Source organism: Arthrobacter sp. 05T47 (genome assembly GCF_056395825.1).
Map to the genome: position 1 here is coordinate 21104 of NZ_JBFTKG010000030.1, position 22988 is coordinate 44091.

Annotated in this window: 22 protein-coding genes and 1 tRNA gene; 18 read left to right on the forward strand and 5 right to left on the reverse strand. The window is 61.3% G+C overall.

Annotated features, from left to right (window positions below):
- Window positions 1-56 precede the first annotated feature (56 nt).
- Window positions 57-1559 (forward strand): pyruvate kinase, encoded by a 1503-nt coding sequence (gene pyk / locus AC1DEY_RS17660; protein ID WP_476869091.1) that lies wholly within the window; start codon window positions 57-59, stop codon window positions 1557-1559.
- 114 nt (window positions 1560-1673) lie between these two features.
- On the opposite strand, the gene AC1DEY_RS17665 is transcribed toward pyk, so the two are convergent.
- Entirely contained in the window at window positions 1674-2279 is a 606-nt protein-coding gene (locus tag AC1DEY_RS17665; RefSeq protein ID WP_476869092.1) for an ANTAR domain-containing response regulator, read from the reverse strand.
- Between the two features lie 205 nt (window positions 2280-2484).
- Between AC1DEY_RS17665 and AC1DEY_RS17670 the strand changes: the two genes are divergently transcribed.
- The 4 genes from AC1DEY_RS17670 (at window position 2485) to AC1DEY_RS17685 (ending at window position 5516) form a co-directional block, all read left to right on the forward strand.
- Window positions 2485-2566 (forward strand) — tRNA-Leu (locus AC1DEY_RS17670).
- A gap of 519 nt (window positions 2567-3085) precedes the next feature.
- The gene (locus AC1DEY_RS17675) at window positions 3086-3784 is read left to right on the forward strand and encodes a site-specific integrase (protein WP_476869093.1); all 699 of its coding nucleotides are present in this window, start codon (window positions 3086-3088) and stop codon (window positions 3782-3784) included.
- 136 nt (window positions 3785-3920) lie between these two features.
- Window positions 3921-4193, forward strand: coding sequence for a hypothetical protein (locus tag AC1DEY_RS17680; protein ID WP_476869094.1), 273 nt, complete (start codon window positions 3921-3923; stop codon window positions 4191-4193).
- 393 nt (window positions 4194-4586) lie between these two features.
- Entirely contained in the window at window positions 4587-5516 is a 930-nt protein-coding gene (locus AC1DEY_RS17685) for a DUF4429 domain-containing protein (protein WP_476869095.1), read from the forward strand.
- A gap of 77 nt (window positions 5517-5593) precedes the next feature.
- On the opposite strand, the gene AC1DEY_RS17690 is transcribed toward AC1DEY_RS17685, so the two are convergent.
- Together AC1DEY_RS17690 and AC1DEY_RS17695 are read right to left on the reverse strand one after the other, a co-directional pair.
- Window positions 5594-6511 carry a toll/interleukin-1 receptor domain-containing protein gene (locus AC1DEY_RS17690; protein WP_476869096.1) on the reverse strand — a complete coding sequence of 306 codons (918 nt, stop codon included), beginning with the start codon at window positions 6509-6511 and terminating at the stop codon, window positions 5594-5596.
- 42 nt (window positions 6512-6553) lie between these two features.
- Window positions 6554-6853, reverse strand: a complete 300-nt coding sequence (locus AC1DEY_RS17695; protein WP_476869097.1) for a hypothetical protein — start codon at window positions 6851-6853, stop codon at window positions 6554-6556.
- 119 nt (window positions 6854-6972) lie between these two features.
- Between AC1DEY_RS17695 and AC1DEY_RS17700 the strand changes: the two genes are divergently transcribed.
- The 3 genes from AC1DEY_RS17700 to AC1DEY_RS17710 all read left to right on the forward strand — a co-directional run bounded on the left by AC1DEY_RS17700 (window position 6973) and on the right by AC1DEY_RS17710 (window position 10091).
- A complete protein-coding gene (locus AC1DEY_RS17700; RefSeq protein ID WP_476869098.1) occupies window positions 6973-7461 on the forward strand; it encodes a hypothetical protein in 489 nt (162 codons plus the stop codon).
- Window positions 7458-8486: a hypothetical protein gene (locus AC1DEY_RS17705; protein ID WP_476869099.1), complete on the forward strand. Its 1029-nt coding sequence runs from the start codon at window positions 7458-7460 to the stop codon at window positions 8484-8486. Before AC1DEY_RS17700 ends, AC1DEY_RS17705 begins: the two co-directional genes overlap by 4 nt.
- Before the next feature lie 933 nt (window positions 8487-9419).
- Complete coding sequence (locus AC1DEY_RS17710) at window positions 9420-10091, forward strand: alpha/beta hydrolase family protein (protein ID WP_476869100.1); 672 nt, start codon at window positions 9420-9422, stop codon at window positions 10089-10091.
- Here the strand turns inward: AC1DEY_RS17710 and AC1DEY_RS17715 are convergent.
- A complete protein-coding gene (locus AC1DEY_RS17715; RefSeq protein ID WP_476869101.1) occupies window positions 10010-10396 on the reverse strand; it encodes a winged helix-turn-helix domain-containing protein in 387 nt (128 codons plus the stop codon). The two genes, AC1DEY_RS17710 and AC1DEY_RS17715, sit on opposite strands and share 82 nt — an antisense overlap.
- Before the next feature lie 182 nt (window positions 10397-10578).
- Here AC1DEY_RS17715 and AC1DEY_RS17720 point away from each other — a divergent pair, with 182 nt between their 5' ends.
- A complete protein-coding gene (locus tag AC1DEY_RS17720; RefSeq protein ID WP_476869102.1) occupies window positions 10579-11022 on the forward strand; it encodes a hypothetical protein in 444 nt (147 codons plus the stop codon).
- Window positions 11023-11053: 31 nt separating this feature from the next.
- Here AC1DEY_RS17720 and AC1DEY_RS17725 read toward each other — a convergent pair whose 3' ends face one another.
- Window positions 11054-11377: an ArsR/SmtB family transcription factor gene (locus AC1DEY_RS17725; RefSeq protein ID WP_476869103.1), complete on the reverse strand. Its 324-nt coding sequence runs from the start codon at window positions 11375-11377 to the stop codon at window positions 11054-11056.
- Between the two features lie 2062 nt (window positions 11378-13439).
- Here AC1DEY_RS17725 and AC1DEY_RS17730 point away from each other — a divergent pair.
- The 9 genes from AC1DEY_RS17730 to AC1DEY_RS17770 all read left to right on the forward strand — a co-directional run bounded on the left by AC1DEY_RS17730 (window position 13440) and on the right by AC1DEY_RS17770 (window position 22885).
- A complete protein-coding gene (locus tag AC1DEY_RS17730) occupies window positions 13440-14330 on the forward strand; it encodes a C40 family peptidase (protein WP_476869104.1) in 891 nt (296 codons plus the stop codon).
- A gap of 550 nt (window positions 14331-14880) precedes the next feature.
- Window positions 14881-15462: a DUF433 domain-containing protein gene (locus AC1DEY_RS17735; RefSeq protein WP_476869105.1), complete on the forward strand. Its 582-nt coding sequence runs from the start codon at window positions 14881-14883 to the stop codon at window positions 15460-15462.
- A complete protein-coding gene (locus AC1DEY_RS17740) occupies window positions 15459-15869 on the forward strand; it encodes a PIN-like domain-containing protein (RefSeq protein ID WP_476869106.1) in 411 nt (136 codons plus the stop codon). Before AC1DEY_RS17735 ends, AC1DEY_RS17740 begins: the two co-directional genes overlap by 4 nt.
- 101 nt (window positions 15870-15970) lie before the next feature.
- A complete protein-coding gene (locus tag AC1DEY_RS17745; protein WP_476869107.1) occupies window positions 15971-16258 on the forward strand; it encodes a hypothetical protein in 288 nt (95 codons plus the stop codon).
- Window positions 16259-16702: 444 nt separating this feature from the next.
- Complete coding sequence (locus AC1DEY_RS17750; protein ID WP_476869118.1) at window positions 16703-17632, forward strand: type IV secretion system protein; 930 nt, start codon at window positions 16703-16705, stop codon at window positions 17630-17632.
- Window positions 17625-19124 (forward strand): SCO6880 family protein, encoded by a 1500-nt coding sequence (locus AC1DEY_RS17755; RefSeq protein WP_476869108.1) that lies wholly within the window; start codon window positions 17625-17627, stop codon window positions 19122-19124. Before AC1DEY_RS17750 ends, AC1DEY_RS17755 begins: the two co-directional genes overlap by 8 nt.
- A gap of 1097 nt (window positions 19125-20221) precedes the next feature.
- Window positions 20222-20566 (forward strand): hypothetical protein, encoded by a 345-nt coding sequence (locus AC1DEY_RS17760; RefSeq protein ID WP_476869109.1) that lies wholly within the window; start codon window positions 20222-20224, stop codon window positions 20564-20566.
- Window positions 20567-20757: 191 nt separating this feature from the next.
- Window positions 20758-22386: a type IV secretory system conjugative DNA transfer family protein gene (locus tag AC1DEY_RS17765; RefSeq protein ID WP_476869110.1), complete on the forward strand. Its 1629-nt coding sequence runs from the start codon at window positions 20758-20760 to the stop codon at window positions 22384-22386.
- Window positions 22373-22885, forward strand: a complete 513-nt coding sequence (locus tag AC1DEY_RS17770; RefSeq protein ID WP_476869111.1) for a hypothetical protein — start codon at window positions 22373-22375, stop codon at window positions 22883-22885. The genes AC1DEY_RS17765 and AC1DEY_RS17770 overlap by 14 nt, the downstream gene beginning before the upstream one ends.
- The last annotated feature ends 103 nt before the right edge of the window (window positions 22886-22988 follow it).

A 22988-nucleotide genomic window follows, 5' to 3' on the forward strand; every position in this document is an offset into this window, starting at 1 on the left:
CCGGGATTCATCCTCGCTTCAACTTCATCCATGCAACAGACCACTAGGGTAGGTATATGAGACGCGCTAAAATCGTGGCCACGTTCGGACCGGCAATCGCAAGCTTCGAGAACACGCTTGCCGTGCTGGAAGCCGGCGTCGACGTGGCACGCATGAACATGAGCCACGGCGATTACTCCGTGCACGACAACACCTACGAGAACGTCCGCAAGGCAGCGGCACAGCTCGGCAAGGCCGTGGCCATCATGGCYGACCTGCAGGGCCCCAAGATCCGCCTGGGCCGCTTCGTTGAYGGACCGCACCTGCTGGAGGTCGGTGACACGTTCACCATCACCACSGAGGACGTTCCCGGCACCAAGGACATCTGCTCCACGACGCTCAAGAGCCTCACCGAGGACGTCAACCCCGGTGACGCCCTGCTGATCGACGACGGCAAGGTCGCCCTSCGCGCGATCGACGTCGACGCCGTCAARGTKGTTGCCCAGGTRATTGTTGGCGGCTGGGTCTCCAACAACAAGGGCATCAACCTGCCCGGCGTYGCGGTCAACGTCCCGGCGCTGAGCGAAAAGGACGAGGACGATCTGCGCTGGGCCATGCGCCGCGGCGTGGACATGGTTGCCCTGTCCTTCGTCCGGGACGCYTCGGACATCACCCGCGTCCACGAGATCATGGACGAAGAAGGCCGCCGCGTGCCGGTGATYGCCAAGATCGARAAGCCGCAGGCCGTGGAGCAGCTCCCCGAGATCATCGACGCSTTCGACGCCATCATGGTGGCCCGCGGCGACCTCGGCGTGGAACTTCCCCTCGAGGAAGTGCCGATCGTGCAGAAGCGCGCCATCGAACTGGCACGCCGCTGGGCCAAGCCGGTCATCGTGGCCACCCAGGTCCTCGAGTCCATGATCGACAACCCGCGCCCGACGCGTGCCGAGGCTTCCGACTGCGCCAACGCGGTGCTCGACGGCGCCGACGCGGTCATGCTTTCGGGCGAGACCAGCGTGGGCAAGTACCCGATCGAGACCGTCAAGGTCATGGCCAGGATCATCGAGTCCACCGAGGTCCACGGCCTCGAGCGCGTCCCCCCGCTGGGCACCAAGCCCAAGACCCGTGGCGGCGCCATCACCCGTGCCGCCGTCGAGATCGCCGACCAGCTGGAAGCGAAGTACATCTGTACCTTCACCCAGTCCGGTGACTCGGCTCGCCGCCTCTCGCGCCTGCGCCCCATCAAGCCGGTCTTCGCCTTCACCCCGGTGGAGCACGTCTGGAACCAGCTCGCGCTCACGTGGGGCATCCAGCCGGTCCTGGTCCCGATGGTGGGCCACACCGACGAGATGACGGCCCAGGTTGACCGCAGCCTGCTCGAGCTGAACGTCGTCGAGGACGGTGACCTGGTGGTCATCGCCGCCGGTTCGCCTCCCGGAAAGGCCGGTTCCACGAACCTGCTGAAGGTCCACAAGGTGGGCGACCTCGCCGACATCGGCACGCAGGGCGAAGCAGCCGTGACCAAGGACAAGGTCGGCCCGTGGCCGGAAAAGAAGAAGAAGAACCGGGCCCAGGCCTAGTTCGGAACGCTTGAACGMAAAAGGGAGGATCCCCGCCGGTTGGCGGGGATCCTCCCTTTTTGCTTTGGTGCTTTTGTTGCTTTGCAGCTTGCGCSGTTTGGTGCCGGKTGGTGGCTAGTTGACCTGGTTGATGATGGTCTCGGCGACCTCGCGCATGCTCAGRCGGCGGTCCATCGAGGTCTTCTGGATCCAGCGGAAGGCTTCCGGCTCCGTSAGGCCCATYTTGGTGGTCAGGAGGCTCTTGGCGCGCTCCACGAGCTTGCGGGTGGCGAACTGCTCCTGCAGGTCGGTGACCTCGCTCTCGAGGGCCTTGATCTCCTCGTGGCGGGACAGCGCGATCTCCAGCGCCGGGATGAGGTCCGCCGGGGTGAAGGGCTTSACCACGTACGCCATGGCGCCGGCGTCGCGGGCCCGCTCCACCAGTTCCTTCTGGCTGAAGGCSGTSAGCAGGACCACGGGGGCGATCCGGGCCTTGACGATCTTTTCTGCGGCCGAGATGCCGTCCATGACGGGCATCTTGACGTCCATCAGGACCAGGTCGGGCTTGAGCTCCTCGGCAAGCTGCACGGCCTTCTCGCCGTTGTCCGCCTCGCCGACGACGTCGTAGCCTTCGCCGCGCAGGATCTCGATGATGTCCAGGCGGATGAGGGTCTCATCCTCGGCGACAACAACGCGGCGCGCCGGCTGGGAAKTGGGGGATGACTCCGTCTGTTCTGACACGGGAACTCCTTGGAAAGGTACGGCGGGAACTCCACCATCATAGGTTTTGTCCGCCAATGTACTTGGACCGGTTTGGTTCGATGCGGCGTCACTGGCGCGATTCTGGAATTCAGCCTATCTGCATGTAGAGTAATTTCGCGCACTGGAAGCGATCGCGTTGCTCACAGCACWGTGGTTGAGTGATTGTTACACCGGTGTACTCCGCGCCCGAGTGGCGGAATTGGCAGACGCGCCGCACTCAAAATGCGGTATCGAAAGGTGTGTGGGTTCGAGTCCCACCTCGGGCACAGTGTTTCCGCAGKTCAGAGGCCTGTTTCGTCTTTGGGTGTTGACAAAACCGCTCAAAGTGTTGACAGCGGCGTACCGTTTGTGGTGTGGCCAGCATTCGAAAGCGCACCAAAAAGGACGGCACTTCGTCCTACATGGTGTTGTGGCGGGACCCGAAGAGCCGCGAGCAGCAGGGTCTGACCGTCGCCACGCTCGTCGAAGCKGAGACCCTGAARAGGCTTCTGGACGCCAACGGACAATCCTTCGAGATYGCCCAGCACGCYATCCTCTCCAACGCCAAACGCACRCCSACCATCGCTGAAGTCATCCARGARCACATTGATCTSTTGRTTCGGCCATCGAGYGGAACCATCAAGACGTACCAAACCATGTTGGATCTCCAYGTCCGCRATGTCATCGGTMATGTTCCSGCGGACAAGCTCGACTATCGRCTGCTCGCGCAYTGGGTGAAATCGATGATGGCAAAGGGGCTYGCGCCGAAGACRGTYCATAACGTYCATGGCCTCATCTCCGCCGCMATGAACACCGCAGAGATGCTGGGCTACATTCCGCGGAACCCTTGCCGGGGCGTGCAGCTGCCGCCCATTGAGAAGGCTGAGGACGAGGCTATGTTCCTCACCCATGCTGAGTTCAGCCTCATCATGGAGGGGATGGGGGAGCGCTACAAGGCCTTCACGAATTTTCTGGTCATGACCGGCACTCGCTTTGGAGAGGCCACCGCGCTGACTGTGGCTGACGTGGATCTCCTGTCCAAGCCTCCGACAGCGCGGATCAACAAGGCTTGGAAACGGGACGGCCAGTCGAAGTTTTACGTTGGTGCAACGAAGACCGGTGCCGGCAAGCGGACCATCGGACTGAACCCGGCACTCGTGGAGCTGCTCATCCCGCTGGTAGCGAGCCGGCCGGGGAAAGAACTTGTGTTCACTACTCCCAAGGGCGGGCGAATCATTCACAAGCTCTACTGGCACCACTACTGGGTTCCTGCCGTTCACAGGGCGCAGACTATCGGTCTAACCAAAAACCCGCGGATCCACGACCTCCGCCATACTCACGCATCCTGGCTGATCCAGGACGGCGTGCCCATGTTTACCATCTCGCGCCGGCTGGGGCACGCCTCTACACGGACTACCGAGCAGGTCTACGGGCATTTGATGCCCGAGGCGCTGCAAGCCGGTGCTGACGCTACCGAGCGCTCTGTGACAGCCTTTCTGCGGTGACGGTACGCTGCTCTGCGTGACAGCGTGCGGATATGTGCCTCGGGGAGCCTTTGACTGTCTCGCGCTCCCCGTCATGTCGGTTAGTCTCCACGAGGCCATGAAAGTGGAAAGCAACGCCTTCCCTTTTGGAGTTCCCGTGGAGATCGAATTTTTTGAACCCGCTGAAGCTGCCGCGCTGATGCGCTGCACAGAGTCATGGCTGCGCGACGGCGCGACCAGTGGCCGGTTCCCCCACGCATGCTGGGGCAAGGGCAAGATCATTTTCACTTCGGAGCACATCCTGGAGATCGCGAAGTTGAGTGAGATCCTTCCCGGCAGCAGTGGTTCTTCGCTCTCCGGCATTGGGCCCGTGAAGGAGGAAAGGCTCATCGGTACCCGCTCGAAAGTCAGACTGGCCGCCGCGAATTGAGCAAGGGTGGCGTTCTCGTCCGGCCCGCGGTTCGAAAAGTTGAGCAAGCGAGTGGCACCCGAGGCGGACTTCCCCAGAAGACCAAAGGCGAGGACGTGTGGCGGGCACCACGGACACGGTTACGCGTGGCAGGCAGTGGTCGAAGCTAGCGTGGAACAACCGCCAATAAATAAACGGACCATGAAGCCGTATGGCACCAGATTCGGGGTAGGGATTCGGTGCTGCCATCGTGTTGACCTGCAACGCCGGGACTGCTCCCGTAGCTCAATCGGATAGAGCGCTGGTTTCCTAAACCGAAGGTCGCAGGTTCTAGTCTGCCGGGGGCACCGAAAGCCACGCCGTCCGGTGCAAGCGTCCGTGCTGGGCGCTGGCTGAAAAGTTAGGATTCGACGCATGGAGCTCAAAAGCATTGAAGGCAGCGCGGCGCTGGCTGACGACACAGTCGTTTTGACCTTCGACAAGATGGTCGCCATGACCGAAAAGAAGGCGGTCAGCCCCCGCGACATTCCGTTGAAGCACGTGCGCGAGGTGGACTTCGTCGCCCCCACCATGTGGAAGCCCGGTTACCTTCGCATCATCATGCGCGCTGACCAGGAGCGCGTGAATCCGATGCTTGACACTTTCGCAGTCCAGCTAGGTGCGGGCCGTCGTCTGAAAGAGGCACAGGAATTCGCTGCCCAGCTTCAGGAGGCCGTCGATGCTGTGGAGTACGAAGCGCCGGAAGCGCCCGAGCCCTCGGGTGAGGTCGTCCAGGCTCCTCGGCCGATCTTCAAAGACCTGATGCGAAGTGCTCGGGAGGCCAGCGAAGCCTACGACGATTTCAAAAAGAGCAGCGGCACGTTCCGTGGCCTGATCCTCTCCGGGCGGACCCTCAGCAAGGGAAACAAGTCATGGTCGGCCAGCGAATGCGAGATCGTCATTGACACCGGTGCGAACGTCAGCGCCCGGGTAACGGGCACCCGCGTTGCAGCCGGGGCACTCCTCGCTGGAACGACCGGTGCCCTAATCGGGTCGATAGCCAAGAAGGACCGGAGCGCGGTGTACATGACGGTCACCACGCCGGACGACATGTTCCTTGAAAAGGTTTCCGGACTTGATGAGGTCAAAGCCCGCGAGTTCGCGACAAAGGTGAAGCGTGCCGGGATGCTCCAGATGAAGGAGAAGGCCGAGGTCGCCAGGGACGATGCGGCCCGAGCTGCGGCAGCCGTGCCGCCTCCGCCCCCGGCTGGCGTTCCGGCAGGCTGGTATCCGCGAGGCGACGTCCAGGAATATTGGGACGGCGCTGCCTGGACAGGGAACACCGCCCCGCTCGCACAGGGCTGACCCGGCAGATCCTCGCGACGAGAGGCCGGCGGCCGCGTCCGCACACATGCCGCAGGTGGCCTCATGAGCAAGCGAGCCTATTTGTTGGCATGAACCTCAAAATCGAAAGTGACGTGCGCAGGGACGAATGGAACTTCATTTACCTCGCGGTGCACTCCAGTAATGCGAAGGCTGCAGAGGATTCCGTGCTCATTCATGAGAACCACGGTCTGGCCCACCTTCGGCGTGACGTACCTGCCAGGTCGAAGAAAGGAGGGGAGGTCGTCCGGACTGACTGCACCTGCAGGCACAAGCCCAACAGCTTTCACTTTGTCCGCAAGGACGTAGACGCTGTTGTCGCTGTGTCCCGATACTTCCACGGCGAATGTGAGTTCGTCATGCCCCAGCGTGTAGGTTCCCTGCTCTTGGTTGCCATACTCGAAGTGCACCTCGCCGTTTAGGTGAGGTGTTGTCCAGTGCGCCGGATCTCGCAGGTTGGCGATGCGCTCGAGCCGTACTGCGCGATCCTTAATAACGCGAATGGGTGTTGCATTCGACTTATCGGCCGGCAAGCCCTCGATCCAACGCCACAAGTCGTCAATCTGCTCTGATCCAGGGAAGTTGTCCCACTCGGGGTCTGAGTGGAAATCGAAGCCCTTCGGTTGGCGGTCGGCGAGCCAGGCTGGGAGCTGAAAGCGTGGGTTGTTCACGAAGAGAACGGACAGCCAGTTGGCCGGCCTGTTGTCATAGGCACCTCGAAGCCATTCATTCTCAATGGCCACGCCTGAGCCCGGAACCCTTTCGGCCCTCTCAACGTAGGATTCGTCGGCAACGACCAGGACGTGTTTTGCGTCGATAGCGTTACGCATAAAGCCAGTTAGACCTGAGCCGTAGTCTAGCTTCGCGTCGATGGCCACATCGTAACCGAGCAGGTGCAGGTGGCTCGCCAGAAGCCTCACATACTCACGGTGGGCTTGAGAAGACCACGCGTAGGAGATGAATACATCAGCTGGCACTATTGACCTCGTTTTCGCCGTCGTTCATTGCCCAAGTGAACATCATGTCGATGCGGCGGGCGAATCGGGGGTGGTAGCGGTGCCGGCGTACAGACGGCGCAGCTCCTCGTACAGCGGCTCCTTCAGGGCGTAGCCGGAGCGGCCGAGCTTGCCCAGGACCGGGAATTCGGGCGAGCCGAGGGCCCTGGCGACCGCCGTGGCGTCGGAGATTTTCCGGCAGCCGGAGCGGAAGGAGACTTCGGCGTCGATCGCGGCGTCGTCCATGCGCAGGGCTTTCCCGAGGCGGTCGCGAAGATCTTTACCCGTCCCTTGAAGCTGTCGACCATGCTTGCCCAACGTCATGCATCCTCCTCTGGACATGTCCAGAGCTGAGGCGTTCAATTGAAGCTCGGCGCCGAACGCGCCGCGGTGGCTGSCKTCAGYGGCRGTCACGCTTGCTGTCAGCTGCAAGAGGGGGCGGTATGGACCAGCAAACATCGCAAGGATCGGRGCCAGAGCAGATTGCAGAGGAGGCGTTTCTGGCGCTACATCTACCGAGCCACCTGACGCTGGACGGGCTCACCGCAATCGTGGCCGCCCTACGTCGGCGTCGAATCGAGATCGAAGCTACGATGATCCTTAACGGCACGTCCGTCTGCGGACTGTGGCTGTCGACGGATACTCGGGAAATCATTCTGCACGCCGTTACAGATTCAGCGTTGCACAGGCAGCAGTTTGTCCTTCATGAGCTTGGACATATGATCCTGCGCCACGATGAGTTGGGCATTTTCTCGGAGTATGCCGACAGCCTCTTCCCAAATCTTGACGGCGAGATGGTGTCACGGGCTTTGGCACGAAGTAGCTTCGTTGACGACCTGGAGGCCGCAGCTGAAACTCTCGCCGATCTTCTTGCCGGCGCTATCCGCGACAGCACCATGGAGCCAAGATCATTTGAACAGGTTTTCGGGTGATCCAGACAGTCGCCGCCGCGGTCATCTGGGGCCTCGTTCTGTGCCTCCTGCCCGGCTCCCGCGTCAGAAAAGACCACAGCATTCTCGTTGCCGCCGTAGCGATCGCAACGGCGCTTTCCTTGAATATCGACGCGATATACATCGCGGGTGATAGAGCGCTCGGCGGCCGCAACCTCCTGGATCTGTGCGCGAACATCTTGATGGTCGTGGGAATTTACTTCCTTTCCCAGGCAATCCTCCGCGCTGCCGAGCTCAACGATGCACCTGTAGGCAGGGACCGTCGTGGCCTCCTGATTTTGGGTCTAGTCTCCGCGGGGCTGATCCTAACTTTCCTCCGCATCGAAGCACCCGTGTCCTCAACGAAATTCATGTTGGATTATGGGGACCAGCTTGCTGCCGCTCTCTACTCCGCCATCCAGTTTGTCTACATCGGGGTGGTTGTCGGCGTGACCGGATGCGTGTGCTTTAGATTCAGACGGCGGATGGCCAGGTCTTACTTTCGAGTCGCCTTCGCTCTCGTTGGCATTGGGTGCTCCCTGGCTCTCGTTGTCGTGCTTGCTGTCTTGGGAATGGACGTCGCCCATCTTCTGGGAGAGCAGTCAACGATGGAGCAGTTGGCCGCTGTTTACGACATGAGTTTTGTCGGGGCGATGGTGTTTCTGTGTGCTGGGCTGGCCCTGCCACCGGTCGCCCGTCGGATCGTTCGACGAGCACAACTGAGGACACAAGCTGGCTTACTGGCAAACCTCACGTCCACCTGGGAAAAAGCGACTGCGACCCGCAAGGATGGACGCCTGGCGGCGTCCGCAGCAGCCATCGAACGGGGTCATGCTGAGACGCGAAGACTTCATCGGATGCTTGTCGAAATTGAAGATGCACTCCTGATGGATCCGGACGCTGCTAAGTTGCTGGATGAAGCTGATTTTCAAACATTGACTCGCGCAGAGGATTACCTCGCATCCAATCAAGGCGTGCAGGATGGCCGAGTCGGCGTGGCAGGATGGGGGAGGAGGAATGATGCCTAGTGGCAGATGACGCCGTGGAACCCGCGGAATCGCCGCAGGCGAGGCTCGCCCGCAAGTTGAATCTGTTGCTGGATCTGTATGAGATCCGAGGGGCAGGGCCCTTGCCTTACAGGGAAATCAGTCGAGACATGGCTGACCGTGGCACCCCGTTGTCACGGTCAAGATGGGCCTACATGCGAAGCGGTGATAGCTCCCTGGCTATGGATAAGGAGCTGCTCCARAAYCTCGCGAYATTCTTYGGCGTGGATCGCCGGTACCTGCTYGATGRYTCAACAGAKGTACCCGAGCTGGTGGAAGCACAGCTCAAACTTTTGAAATCGATGCGCGAGGCTCGGGTTAGGAATTTTGCGGCCAGGCAATTACAGGATTTATCACCTGAAACGCTCTCCCGACTTCGGGATGTCATCGACGAGCACGTCAGGAGCAACGATGAAGAGGCGTAGGGTGCTGGGCTCTCTAGCCTTTGGAGCCGTAAGTGCGGCTGCAATAACGTTCCTGGGTGCTGCCTACTTTGCGCGCCGAGTTGTGGTGCCGACGACKACGCGCCGGGAGGATCTTYCCATAAGGCAAGTCTTCGTAGGAGWGGACGGWTYCCTGAGGATCGAACTGCCGRCKACGCCATTGACGAGAGCGCCMGGSCRATACAGCTTKTGGTTYGGCAATGGCARGGGCCATGCCTGTATCGGGGCYGTCGTAGACGAAGACACGAACGASGGAACAGTGACRCGGCTSGTSGAGCGMGTYGACTCCGRYGACCTACRCRCYGCTACMGCYGGCATCTGGAGCGGMTACGCCTTCTCYAAASCCGAGCAACTCGGCCTKCCTTTTGAGGAAGTGMAGATYMARGTCGATAACGGCATGGCACCYGCATGGAAATTCRWGCCCACGACGACYGGTCCKRCGGYTTCCACATGGGCTATCCACGCACACGGAATGGGTGGGAAACGCGCTGGTGCCCTTCGCGGCGTTCCTGTTGCCAACAGGCTCGGTCTGACATCGATGGTCGTATCATTCCGCAACGACGGCGAAGCGCCGCCGTCGAACGATTCCCGGTACTCTTTGGGCCAGAACGAGTGGTTGGATCTCGAAGCGGCCATCCAGTTCGCCGTGGACCACGGTGCTAAAAGGCTCGTTTTGTTCGGATGGTCGCTTGGCGGTTCCATGGCTGTGCGTGCCGCGAATCTTTCTGCCCATTCAGATCGGATCATTGGCTTGGTGCTGGTGGCTCCCGTCCTGAATTGGGCTGAGACGTTGACGTTCAACGGGAGCGCCAGTGGGTTGCCGGAACCTATGGCCAGGGTTGGGCTGAAAATGTTGGGTGCGAAAACAGGACGCTGGGTTACCGGGCTCGAGCAACCTATTGATCTTTCCACACTGGATTGGGTAGCCCGCGCCGGTGACCTCAAGACGCCAACGCTCATTCTGCATGGGATCGAGGACAAATCGACACCGGTGGAAGTTTCGGCGCGTTTGGCAGAACTTCGACCCGACCTCGTTCAATTGGTTCGATTCGACGTTCCAGGTCATTCACTTGAGTGGAACGCCGATTCAGAGAGGTGGGAGTCCTCGGTTACGCGGTTCCTGGAGTCACTGCCCGCTGACTGAAACGTGGCCGCGAAGTCCGCAAGCTGTCTCTCGATCTGATCCGCCCGTGCCCTATACGTTCCCGATCTCAAAGTGAGTATTTCCGCTTCGCGCAGAAGAGTGAGGTGTTTGCGGACAGAGGAATCAGACAAGTTTAGGGCTGCAGCGACCTCAGTGCAGGTGGCCGGGCCATGGGTGATCAAATAGCGAATGAGGCGGCTTCGCGTCCGATTCATCAAGATGTTCGCCATGGAGACCACAATCAGGTGACGAGGAAATCTCTTTAACCCGCTGTAGACGGGTCTACAGCAAGACGATACGCTCATCTACATACCGATGGAAGTACGGAGCCCCACATATTGCGTGGCGAGTTGGCCAARGCAATACTGGGCAACATCGGYRGCTCRCTGGCGATAGTCAGCTCAGGTCTGGGAGRTGAAWCGTGTCCGGAGATGGAGARGGYCTCAAGGGCRCGGAAAGCYCGCCCCAGGCCGAACTTGCACGCCGYTTGAACCTGCTGCTCGACGTSGTCGTTGCCGAGCGAGGACAACCCGTCACGTTCCGCGAAGTCCAGGAAAAACTGGCGGAGAAGGGGATCAAGCTTTCCAGAGCCCGCTGGTTCTAYATGAAGGACGGCACGGGCAGGCTGGTGAGCGACCCGGCACTACTCGGCGCCTTGTGCGAAATCTTCAATGTGGATCCCGCTTATCTTGTGGGTAGCGAGGCCGCAGATCTGCCCCAACGCATTGATTCGCAGCTTGAGTTTGTGAAATCYCTCCGCGCTGCGAGGGTGAAGACKTTCGCGGCCCGCACCCTTGGTGAYGTGTCGCCGGAGACRCTTCGGGCGATCACGGAGTACCTGAACAAGGACATCAGCCGCCGGCCGGAAGGGGAGARGGCTGCGGCSAGTCCGCCGTCGGATGGGGATGAGACGCCGGAGCGSGCAGACTAAMCGTCTGGCACATCTTTCCAARACAMTGCGGCTACTGTTCCAGCAAGTACTTAAKGTGRGCGTCGAGCAGTTCCTTGATTCGGACAGGGTTCGCGGAATACCGSGGTGAGCGTCCGTGCCTACGTCCAGGCTCGACGTCGACGATCACCACTCCGGCCTCTTCGAGGGCSGCCAGGTGCTTGGCCACRCTGGGATCGCCCGCGCTGACAGCGGTGACGATATCCCCGCGCGTCGCAGGCCCACTAGAGGCTAGGAACCGAAGAATTTCGTTTCGCGCTCGGTTGCCGAAGGTTGCAACGGCAGCTTCGACGTCSGCCGACCAGGCGGCGTCGTGRGGCTGCGTAATTCTCGGCATAAGGTCATTCTTCCTGAAGGTAACGCAAAAAGTAAGAACAGCACTCTTGACGATACTTTAATTATCTTCGAMAATAATTCCTGTAGCTTCTTCTGATCGTTGTTTGGATCTCTGCATCCACTAACTGGGGTGGCCTTTTTGCGCGACTCTGCGAACTACTCGWTCTGAACAGTCAMAGCGGTGAAGCCATGGAAATCGAAGCCAASGCGTATCAATCTACTAAGGGCTCAGASACGGTCGYTGATGTCGATGTCTCATTGCGRAACGCACCTCCGCCKGAAGAACCCGYMATCCMGATCGACCGGATCATGGTCGCGGTTGATGGCGTGCACCGWTACGTTGTTTCCCGGCTTGCGMGAATCGGGCGRTCYTGCGATGTGGATGACGTCATGCAGGACATCMGGGTCGCCGTGTGGGACGGGGTTGCGCGGGGTCGCTACCGGGAGCTGCCGGGCATCCCCTTTGAAGCGTGGGTCCAGGGTGTTTGCAACAAAATCTGCGCGGCCCATATCCGGCGCGAGCTTAGYCAYCAAACGTTGCCSTTGCTYGTKGACTTCTCGACGACGGAAAGCTCACCCGAGCTYCTYRCTGTCATARGTGCTGGAGCGGCGGCWGACGGCGTTGAAAACTATGTTGATCAGGCCTGGGCGCAAGCCATGCTGGGCATGGTCCAACGCAGCGTCAGCGAGGAAACCTGGAAGCTTGCCGTTTCCAGTCTCACTGGGCCGAGGCATTACGGACCTCCGTCTCCCCAGGACCGGCGTCGATGGCACGCCGTAACTGTCGTTCGGCACACCGCCAAAACAATCAACATGGCCTTGGGCTGCCATCCGGAGCCCGGATTAAGCATCGATGATCTCTGCCGGTGCGCTGCGAACTGCCTTCCCACAAACGTTCTCCGTAGCGTCGCGCAGACGATAGTTCGTCCAGGACTACGAGGACTGGAGAGGTCCGTGCAGGTGGCAGCTCTGGCCAGTGAGCTCGGCGTCACCGAGAGGTACATCGCGGTAAATATCGGCTTTGCCCGGCAGTTGTACCGAGCGGCTTGGCGCGTGCTTCAGCACGAAGTGAACAGAGCGGCTCTGTAGGTCATGGGTGTCGGACATTGGGGTTGGGAGATGAGTTGGTTCCGTAGAGCTGGCCGTCGGCAGTGGTTCGCTGCGGGGCTGGTGGTCCTGCTCATGATTGGCGGAATCTTCCTACTTTGGCCCGCCGATCGACCCAGTGGGCAGGTCGCGCCAGTGACGTCCGTAGCCGCGCAGGCAACGGCGACGCGCTCAGGTACTTCCACGGCACCAGGTGATCCGCCCGCTGATGCGGAAGAGGCGCCCGCTAGAGCGGAGGCAACGCGTGATGGGTTGCCACGGACCCGCGATTACCGGGCGCTCGCTGTAGCCGCAGCCAAGGGAATCTACACCTGGGACAGCCGTTCTTCGCCGTACTCGGACGTATACGCCAAGGTGCGGTCTTGGTGGGAGTTGCTGCCGGATGGATCCAATCCTCTATCCGTGCTGGTTCGAGAGTTTGAGGGGACCGGCGTGACAGCAGGTACGTTCACAACCCTGGCAGGTCAGTCAGCTCACCGAAGCGGCACCGCTGAGTCCTCACGCTGTGATCTCGAGCTGGCCAAAGTCCAGGAGTATCCGGCCCCATGGGAAGGCCTTCACGTATGCACGGTGACGGTACACGTTGTGGATGAGTCAAGTAACGGCAAAAATGCCTATTCCGCGCCCGTCACGGTGATGGTCAACTGTCCGCCTGCCATCACCGCTCCAGCTGAGAGCTGCGCCATGGTCGCCTTCTACGCGACCGCAGCAAGAATCGTCTACTAGTGGCTGCTCTGGCAGCCGCAGGCCTGCTGCGGCGACGGGCATTGCTGAAGGTTGTGTCGGGGGCCGCTTCTCTCGCTCTGCTTATTGGCGCTTTGGGATTTGCAGGGGGCGTGGCTGCGATAACTGGTATGGGTCGCCAATCCGCAGTTGCTTGTACACCGGCGGGCACCGAGGTGACTACTGCGCCAAACGTGACAGGTGTTGGCTTGGAAGTACGGACCGCTGGGCTATTGCTCTACGAGCTGAGGCCTCGGCAGGAGAGCGTTGCGCAAACATACATCGCGGTCGGCAAGCAGCTTGGAATACCCCGCTCCGGGCAGATCATTGCCATCATGATGGCGCTGCAGGAGTCAAGCCTGCGCATGCTTGCGAACCCCAGCGTGCCGGCTTCCCTGGACTTCCCTAATGACGGCGTCGGGCGAGACCACGACTCGATCGGTTCAGCCCAACAGCGTCCGGCGGCCGGCTGGGGGACGGTTGAGCAGCTGATGGACGCCTCCTATAACGCGCGGGCCTTCTACGGCGGTCCGTACGGACCGAACCGCGGCAGTCCTCGAGGACTGCTGGACATCCCCGGATGGCAGGCTATGGACAAAGGCCTGGCCGCCCAAGCCGTTCAGGTGTCTGCCTTCCCTGAACTGTATGCGCGTTGGGAGCCGGCGGCCTCGGCAATCGTGGCTGCGCTTGAAGGTGGCACTGCTCCCGCCACGTGTGCAGATTCCTCGCCAGCGGGGCCGCGGCCTGGAGGAACTTCACGTAACTTGAGCCAGCAGCGGCAGGACATTCTGAGGTTCACGCAGGAAGGTTTGGGCGGAAGATACGTGTGGGGCGGAACCACCTTCAAAGCCTGGGACTGCTCCGGCTATGTGCAGTGGATCTACAGGCAGGCCGGAATCGAACTGCCGCGAGTAGAACAATGGCGCGTTGGTGTCCGAACAGAGGATCCCCAACCAGGAGACCTTGTGGTTCAAAATCCACAGGGACCCGACAACTGGGGCCACGTCGGCATCTACGCGGGCGACGGCATGATGTGGAGTGCCCTCAACCCTGCGGTGGGAACATTGCTGCATCCCGTGAGCTGGAATCCTGGTGCGGCCTACTTTGACCTGCTGGGGCCTTGAAGACAGATGCCGGTGTGCAGGCGCGGCCGCCATTGGCCGCTACACAAGTCGGACGGCTAAGACGAGGCGCACTCCCGGCGGCATTCATCCTGGTCATGGTTCTGTGGCAGCATCAACAGACGACCGCATGGGCGAAGCCCCAGCAGTAGCTGCAGAACTACGGCCACCCCCTCCCAGTAACCGTTTGATTGCCGAAGACGCCGCAGCACGCGGTCTGCAACGAGCCGCGCGCTGAGCAGCAGCCACAACTGAGGTAAGGATTCCCGCACCCGGCCGAGCAGCAGCCACAACTGAGGTAAGGATTCCCGCACCCGGCCGAGCGGTCGAGTGCGAGTGTATCTAGGACGCTTGCCGGATACCGGGACAAAAGAGGAGCGGAGGGCGGCGCCGTCTTCCACTGAAACGGCGGCGCTTCCTGTTACATTGGGGGCGCAGTATCTGGGGGCATCGTTCGTCGTGTCGTGCCCAATTTCGGCGTTACTCTTACGAATGGCTGGTGGTTTCGATGACGTTCCCGTCTGAGTTGGCATCAGTCCTCACTGGTGCCTCCATGTCGCAGCTCAGCCACTGGAGATCTGCACCTGCGCTCCTTGCCCCAGAGATAGCTTCGAAGCCCAGAGCCCTTTACTCTTTTCGAGACATCGTCGCCCTCCGGACCTTCGTTCGGCTGCGGCGAGAACTTCCACTACAGCGAATCCGGACGGCGCTAAGCACCCTCCAGGATTACGATCTAACCGATCACCCCTCCAGTTACCAGCTAGTAACTGACTCCAAGACAGTCTTCCTTGTGGACGATCAAGGAAGGGACATGGTTGACCTCGTAAAGAGACGGGGGCAGACAGTTCTGTTGTCCATGGCGGACGTTTTTGCCCCATTCACCAATCTTCAGGGTCAAGACGTCGTGGACTTCCGTCGTCCCCGGCAGAACATTGAAGTACGCGAAAAACGCATGGGCGGATGGCCTACTATCGCTGGCACTCGGCTGAGGTATGACACTATCGCTCTCCTTCTTGGTGACGGTTCCGTCGAACCCGAGGACGCGCACTACTACTATCCTGAGGTCTCAACGCAGGCGGCATTAGACGCCGCCGACTTTGATATATCCGTACGGCAACGACGGATGGCCCGTTGAAGATCTATATCGACGAGAATCTGCCGTACCGGACTCTGGTTGAGCCACTCACAAAGCTCTACCGGGTCCATGTCTTCCGGCACCCCGGTCAAGAATCTCTTGCAGGTGTGGAGGACGTGGAACTATTTGAGTGTCTCGCTGAGAGAGATTTCGATGCCATCATCACTCAGGATGCCAATCAGCTAAACAATCCTGATGAGAGAACTGGTCTAAGATCTGCCGGCCTGCACTGGATCGGTGTCCCGCAACTCAACGAACCAGGTTTGCATGGGTTGGGCGCTGTTGCCGGCATGGTAATTTCTGGGCTGCCGTACTTCTTCGAAAGCGATGCAGAGCTGCCCCATATTTACAGGCTCAAGCCAGCTGCACGGAAGGCCCTCCGTGGCCCTGACATTGAGCCCGTTTAGGAGAATCTAGACCAGACAAGTCATGTCGCTGCCCCTCCGTGGCTCCCATGAACACGTGAGCTCATCTGCTCACTCCATGGATCACAACGGACGGAGCACCCATGTTTTTCGCAGCGGTGGACCCGGGGATCATCCCGAACGCGAGCTTTCCCTTCCTGGAATCGCTCAAACAGATTGGCGGCGGCATCCTCGTCGGCGCCTTTATCATCATTGCCATCGTGGCCATCATCGGTGCCGCGATGCTGTTGGCCGGCAAGCTTAGCCAGTCGTCACGCCTTGCTTCTGGCGGGGGAGTGATCCTCCTATGGACCGGTCCGGTTGCTGCAATTCTCGGCGGCATCAACGGCTACATCCTCTGGTCGCAGACCGCCTTTCCTCTTGGGTTTTAGCTCATGCCCGTTGATTGCGACCTCAGTGGATGGTGGCCGCCCGGTTGTGGTCTGGTCTCACAAGCCAACGACAACGCCTTGGGCGCCGTCACGTCCCTCTTAGCAAACATCCTCCAGAATATGGCGTCGTGGCTTTGGGCCTTCATTACCGGCGCCTTCACCGTGTCGGACGTCGATGACTCGCAATGGCTCTCCATCCGAGGGCTCACGAGTTGGTGGGTCGTTGTCATGTTGACACCTCTCGTCGTCGTGATGATCCTTCAGGTACTGTCCGGCCTCGTAAGCCAGCAGCCGAGACGGATCGGACGGGCGATGCTCGGCGGAGCTGCTGCCATCCCGCTGGTTGGGGTGGCTGTGTATCTTGTCCGGCAGCTGACACGGGCCAGCGACTTAGCCTCGGCCGCGCTGCTCGAATCGATTGGCTCCGATCCCTACCTGGTGTTCATGAGACTCTTTGGCTTCGAGCGSGCACCRGAAGGAACAGGGCGAGAATGGAACCTAATCTCGCTGGCACCAGGGAACACCGGGGGCGCTCCTGGTGCMGTCGTCGTGACGGTGATGGCAGTCATTGTCGTCTGGWTCCTTGCATTCATCCTGATGTGCTCGATGATCTTCCGCTCCTTCGCGCTCGTCGTGTTGGCCGCCGTCGCCCCCGTTGCGCTCATGCTGCTTCCCTGGGACAAGACAAAATCCTGGGCGCGGCGATGGTGCGAGGTCGTCATTGCCTTGGTTCTRGCCAAACCTTTGGCCGGAACAGTCTTGGCAGTCGCGGTGAAGCTCTTTGCCGAGTCCAAGTCCTTCGCAGGATTGGCAGCCGGCACAGTCGGCATGGTCCTCGCCTGCGGCGCACCAATGATGGCCCTGCGGCTGGTGAGCTTCGCCGGCGGAGAACTCGCGGCCGCCGCCCAAACCGCAGGAGGCGGCCACATCCTGTCCAGGAGCAGCAATGTAGCGGCCCGCCAAATCAGCAGGCAGACAGGTGGGCGCCTTACGCTCTCGAGTCTGGTGAGTCGGTCCGCAATGACTCGGCCGATCAGCTCAAGCCGTAGCGCCTTCCCCACACAAGTGTTGGCATCCACMGTCCGCTCCGGAGCGTCTTCACCTGGCAGCGACGGGAGTCGACTGGCTCTGAGCAGCGGAACCTCCGTTGGCGCTCCGACCGCCCCGCACCCCTCGGAATCCCTGGGCTCAATGCGTGGTCATCCCCGTASACAAAACGGCAWCGYCTCAGARTCTGSGCGGCAGGCACCTCTGAAAGAGGCCGAACGGCGAGCGCAGCCKARCGTCAGCGCACCAGGCCCAGCAAGAGTCCGCCCCCCGAAGCCCCAGCCACCAAGAATCGACCCTCCGAAGGGAGGTACTCCTCATGTCTGAGGATTCGCGGGCCCTCGAGGCCGTCAAGTTCCCAAGATACGAGCGCCGGGGATTCTTCCTCGGGCTCAAGTGGTACCARTTGCTGATCATCGCAGGGGGAGCRTCAGTCGCCATCGTGGCATCCGCCAGTGCCGGGCCGGCAGGCYTATTCCTCTCCGGACCAATGTGGCTCGGGCTCATGCTGCTTGGACTCCTCCAGTACTCCCGCATCCCTTACCCCGTRTGGGCAAAACAGATTGTTTTGTTCTTTTACCGTGCGGCGACAGGCCAGACCCGTTTCCTCGCAAAGCCYGCAACGCCACAMCTKGCTGGGCGGCTYGCCCTSCCGGGCGGTCTAGGCAATCTGGAGATCCGAACAACGGCCGGCGGYGAWTGCTTTATCGTCGACCGCCACGGCAAGGAGGCGATCGCTCTGCTGCGATGCAGTACGCGATCGTTTGCGCTCCTSGACGCGGATGACAAGGCTTGGACCGTCCAGGCCTGGTCACGCGTCCAGGCMGGCATGGCCCAACGTCAGGGCGTGGCCCGGATCGCCATCCAGGATTACACCGTGCCCTACCCATCGTCGGCCCTCTGGGAWTACTACAGAGGCAACGCYRWGCAGGCCGRAGCTGGCGGCGGGAAGCTCACGTGGGGACAACGTGCGTACGAGGACCTGCTGGGTGCTGCCGGGTCAACCATGAGCCATGAGCTTCTCGTGGYGGTGGTTTTRGACACCGGCAAGGYKCGACGGCGGATCAAGGAGTCAGGCGGGGGACTSACRGGCCTCGAACGCGTGTTGCGGCTTGAAATCGAGGCCATACAAACGTCGCTGGGGACTCACAGCGTCAAGGTGGAGGAATGGGTCGGCGAAGCGGGATTGCTAGGCATCATTCGTGGTGCATTCGATCCTGCGGCSTTGCCSTCGGCGAAAGTGCCGGTGRCGACAGCCCCGCCGTCGGACGAGCCKKCRGGKMAGGSGACTGCTAACCTCGACCGGCATCGTCCRATGGCCGTGGAGGAACACTGGACGTACCTACGGACCGACACAGGGTTCCACCAGACTTTTTGGATCGCTGACTGGCCCCGGCAGAAGGTCTTCCCGGGTTTCCTGCACCCCCTGATTTATGTCGGCGAGTTCCGCCACACCTTCACGGAAGTCATTCGGGCAGTACCCATGGCTGAAGCCCTGCGTGACATCCGCTCCGCGCAGGAGGCACATGAAACCCGCCGCCGCATCACCGCCCGCTTCGACAGGCCACTCACCCGTGAGCAAAAAGCCGAGGAGGAAGAAGTGATCCAGAGGGAGGAAGAGATTGTCGCCGGCCATGGTGATGTGCGCCCGGCGGCCTACATGACCGTCACGGCGATCTCGCTCGAGGACTTGGCACATCACCGCCAGGAACTTGAATCAGCCGCTGCTGGCGCATTCGTCGAGCTGCGGCTCCTATACGGACAGCAGTGGGCTGCGTTTGTCGCCAGCGGGCTGCCGCTTGGGAGGGGATTGCGTTGAAGCAGGAAACGAAAAGCCTTGAGTATGTCCCATCGGGGAAGAACCGAAGCCAACGGAAGGCACGACGGCGGATCTCACCTCCCGGGGCAGCATGGGCGAGCGCAGCCGCAGAGGACAAGCAGCAGGATTTCCAGGCGATTCGCTTCACAGGTGACTGGGGGAGCAAAGAGCAAAACTCCCTGCGGGGTCCGCATCGGCTGCGTCCCGCGCCGCACCGAGCCTCGACGATGACATTTGCCGCCGCCTATCCGTTCCTTACGGAGTCTGGCCTGGGGCACGAGGGGACTTACATCGGCACAGATGTGTTCGGATCCGGGGCCTTCTCCTACGACCCGTGGATCCTTTACGACAAGGGGATCATCAGCGGTCCGTCCATTGTGGTGATTGGAACGGTGGGCACCGGCAAGTCCATGTGCGGCAAGTCGCTGGTAACGCGGTCAATCACCTTGGGGCGCAAGGCCGCTGTCGCGTCTGATCCCAAAGGTGAGTGGGTCACCGTCGCCAAAGCAGTTGGCGGCAAGGTGATCTCCGTTGGCCCCGGCCGCCCTGCAAGAGTAAATCCTCTCGACGCTGGGCCTCGCCCGAGCGCCCTCACCGAGGCCCAATGGCAGGCGGTGGTGAGGCAACGGCGTCGCTATCTGCTGGTGGCCTTGGTCTCCCTCATGCGGCAGGGCACACCGCTCCGCCCTGTAGAGCACACGGCCCTGGACATCGCCCTCATGGAAACCATGGCCGAGAACTCAAACCCCACMTTGCCCATGGTGCTGGACCAYTTGCTGAAACCCTCSAAGGAGATGACWGCCTTGGTYGGTGTCGAGGGAGGAACCGCAGTCAGCCACTCGTTGAGGCGCACGGTCTCCGGCGATCTCGAAGGYATGTTCGATGCGCCGTCCACKGTGGCCTTCGAYGCGGACGCCCCGATGATGGTGATGGACACCTCGGCYCTGATCGGGGCRTCGGAGCAGGCMCTTTCGCTRGCGGCGGCCTGCGGCGCCACGTGGTTGGAAGCKGCCRTCACAAATCCCGACGGMGGSAAGCGGCTSGTSGTGTAYGACGAGGGGTGGCGGATGCTCGCMGATCCGTACATGTTGGCGAAAATGAGCGAGCAGTGGCGGCTGGCCAGAACCTATGGCATCGCGAACCTGCTGATCATGCACAAGGTTGCCGACCTCAACGAGATCGGGGACAGTACCAGTGGACACCGGCAGAAAGCTTTGGGCCTGCTGACTGAGGCTGACACCAGGATCATTTACCGGCAGAAACATGACGCGATGCGCCTGACCAAGGAGGCGCTCGGCCTGACGGAAGCCGAATGCGAGCACGTCGAGAACCTTCCTAAGGGAGTCGGGCTCTGGAAGGTGGGGAACCGCTCCTTCATCGTTGCCAACCGGGTGACAACTGACGAACTGGCCGTTTTCTCAACTGACGACAGGATGCTGTGAGAGCCCGAGGCAGCTCCCGGGCTGCGAGCGACAATCCGCTGGTCACCGCTTGCCTTATTGCGGCGGCAACCTACGTGTGTATCTGTGCACTGGTTCAGGCGGCAGCGCACTTAGCCGGCACTCTGCGCTGCGGCAGTATGCCGCGGTCGCCCTTCAACCCAGCGGCCGCCGTCGGGCTTCTCACTAACAGGATGGAATGGATACTTGTCCGCCCTGCCGACTGTGAATTTGGCACAGATGGCGTCTGGTGGGTTCTGGCTCCTGCGCTGCTCGCGGTAGGCGCGCTCGCCGTCGGGGTACTGGTCGCCTGGCGGCGATGGAAGCAATCAGGCGGGTGGCTGCGCCAGGACATCCTCAACCGCGACGGCGTAGCCCGCCGCGCCGAGGTTCTTCACGATTTCGGGGCGAGGGCTGTGCGCAAGAGAGGGAAGTTCACACGCCCAGGAGTCGTGAGCCCCTCCGTACAGGACCTGTCGTGGACGCTGGGCCGCTCCCGCGGCGTTACGGTCCACGTCTCCACGGAGGAGTCATTGGTGATTCAAGGCGCACCGAGATCCGGCAAGGGTCTGTACGTTGTCATCAACGCCATACTTGATGCGCCCGGCGCCGTCGTGACGACTTCCACGCGCGCGGACAACCTGGTGGTGACGYTGAAGGCCCGGGCGTCCGGCGGACGACCCGTGACGGTCTTTGATCCGCARGGAATGTCCGGAATTCCATCGTCGCTTCGCTGGTCGCCCGTGCGYGGGTGCGAGGACCCCGACATGGCTACCCGTCGTGGGTTAGTTATCACGGCGGACACTGAGATGAAGGGCGAGAACGCCGCATGGCAGAAGCGCTCGCTGATAGTCCTTCAGTGCCTGCTCCATGCTGCCGCGCTGTGCGGCGAGGGAGTGACGGCATTTCGACGCTGGTCTTCCAGCCCKGTMCTCGCWAGGGAAGCWCTCGAGGTGCTGGGCCGGCCSGGGGCAGCGCTGGGATGGCARGCGGACTTGATGGGGATACTKGAAGACGACCCGCGGAACACGTCCAACTCRTGGATTGGGGTATCGGCGGCGGTGGCRCCACTGTCGTCACCGAAAGTSCTGGCWGCYCTGAAYCCMCAGGACGAGTCCGARGAATTCGATCCGAAGGCCTTCATACGGGACSGGGGMACTCTTTATCTCATMGGCACCCGAGCGGGGGCAGCTGCTGCCGGACCATACCTGTCTGCACTGATCGATGACATCGACAATGCAGCGAGGGAGATGGCGTTCGTATCACCGGGAGGCCGGTTGGAGCCGCCCCTTTCSTTGATCCTYGACGAGATCGCSAACYTGGCTCCRTGGCCCGGACTGCCGGTGGCACTCTCTGAYGGCGGCGGCATTGGCATCTCGACRCTCGTGGTKTTGCARTCCYTATCCCAGGCYMGKTCCGGCTGGTCCATYGATGAGGCGGCCACGATCTGGGACTCGGCCATCATCAAGGTGATCTTTGGRGGWGGATCCGACGARMGSGACCTCCGCTCGCTGGCCGGATTGCTGGGGGARCGGAGCCTYACGCTGACYACACGGTCATGGTCCTCGCAGGGCCGGCAGGACGGTGAGCARATMCGCGAGAGTCCGGTMATTGCYCTGGAYGAGATTCGACGCCTGCCTGTTGGRACRGCMCTYATGCTCGGCCGGCGMACCCGRCCYATYYTGTTGGACCTYCTTGAGTGGCACAAGCGSAAGGACGCRGGGGAGCTGCGCCGCCTGAAAGCCGAGATGGAGCGCGAATTGGCGGACGGGCACAGGCAACGCCAGGAGAAAAAAGAAGAGGCGCCGGATGCACAGCCATGACAACACGGACCAGTTTGATGTCCCGTCCTCGGCTTCCTTTGGGGACGACGAGCTCACCGCACAGTTGTTTAGGTCTGCGTTCCCCATCCCCACTGGCCCCAAGAACGTGACCCGACGCTGGAGGGAGATGACGCCAGAGCAGTCGCAGGACGTCTGGGCGTCCCTCTTCACATGGGTGACATGGCTTGTCGCCACCTATCAACTGACGACGTCGGTGGTTCCGGATTGCTGGTGGCGTCACTCCGAGATCGTGGCCGAGCTTTATGCCCTGCAGCGCGCGGAGCTTGCCTCCTATACAGAAGACGACCCGGGATTCGGTCCGCTCGCCTTCCACGAAAGGCTCCCGCACGCCGTCGAACGCCTGAGGATGCACACCAGGACCGCAGGATGCGTTGGCCTGCAGGTGCACAAGGAGCCCGCGCTTCGCGTCTTGGCTAACGACGACCCCGCTTTCACCGAGTGGCGCAATGCTGCTCATCAGGTGGTTTCTGAATTCTGAGTCATGTCGCTCATGTCAGTCACAGCCATGAACGGGTGTCTGCGCAGCAAATGCTGCGGCCCAAGAAGCATGAAGGGTGGCTGTCGTGGCCGCTACATCCGAA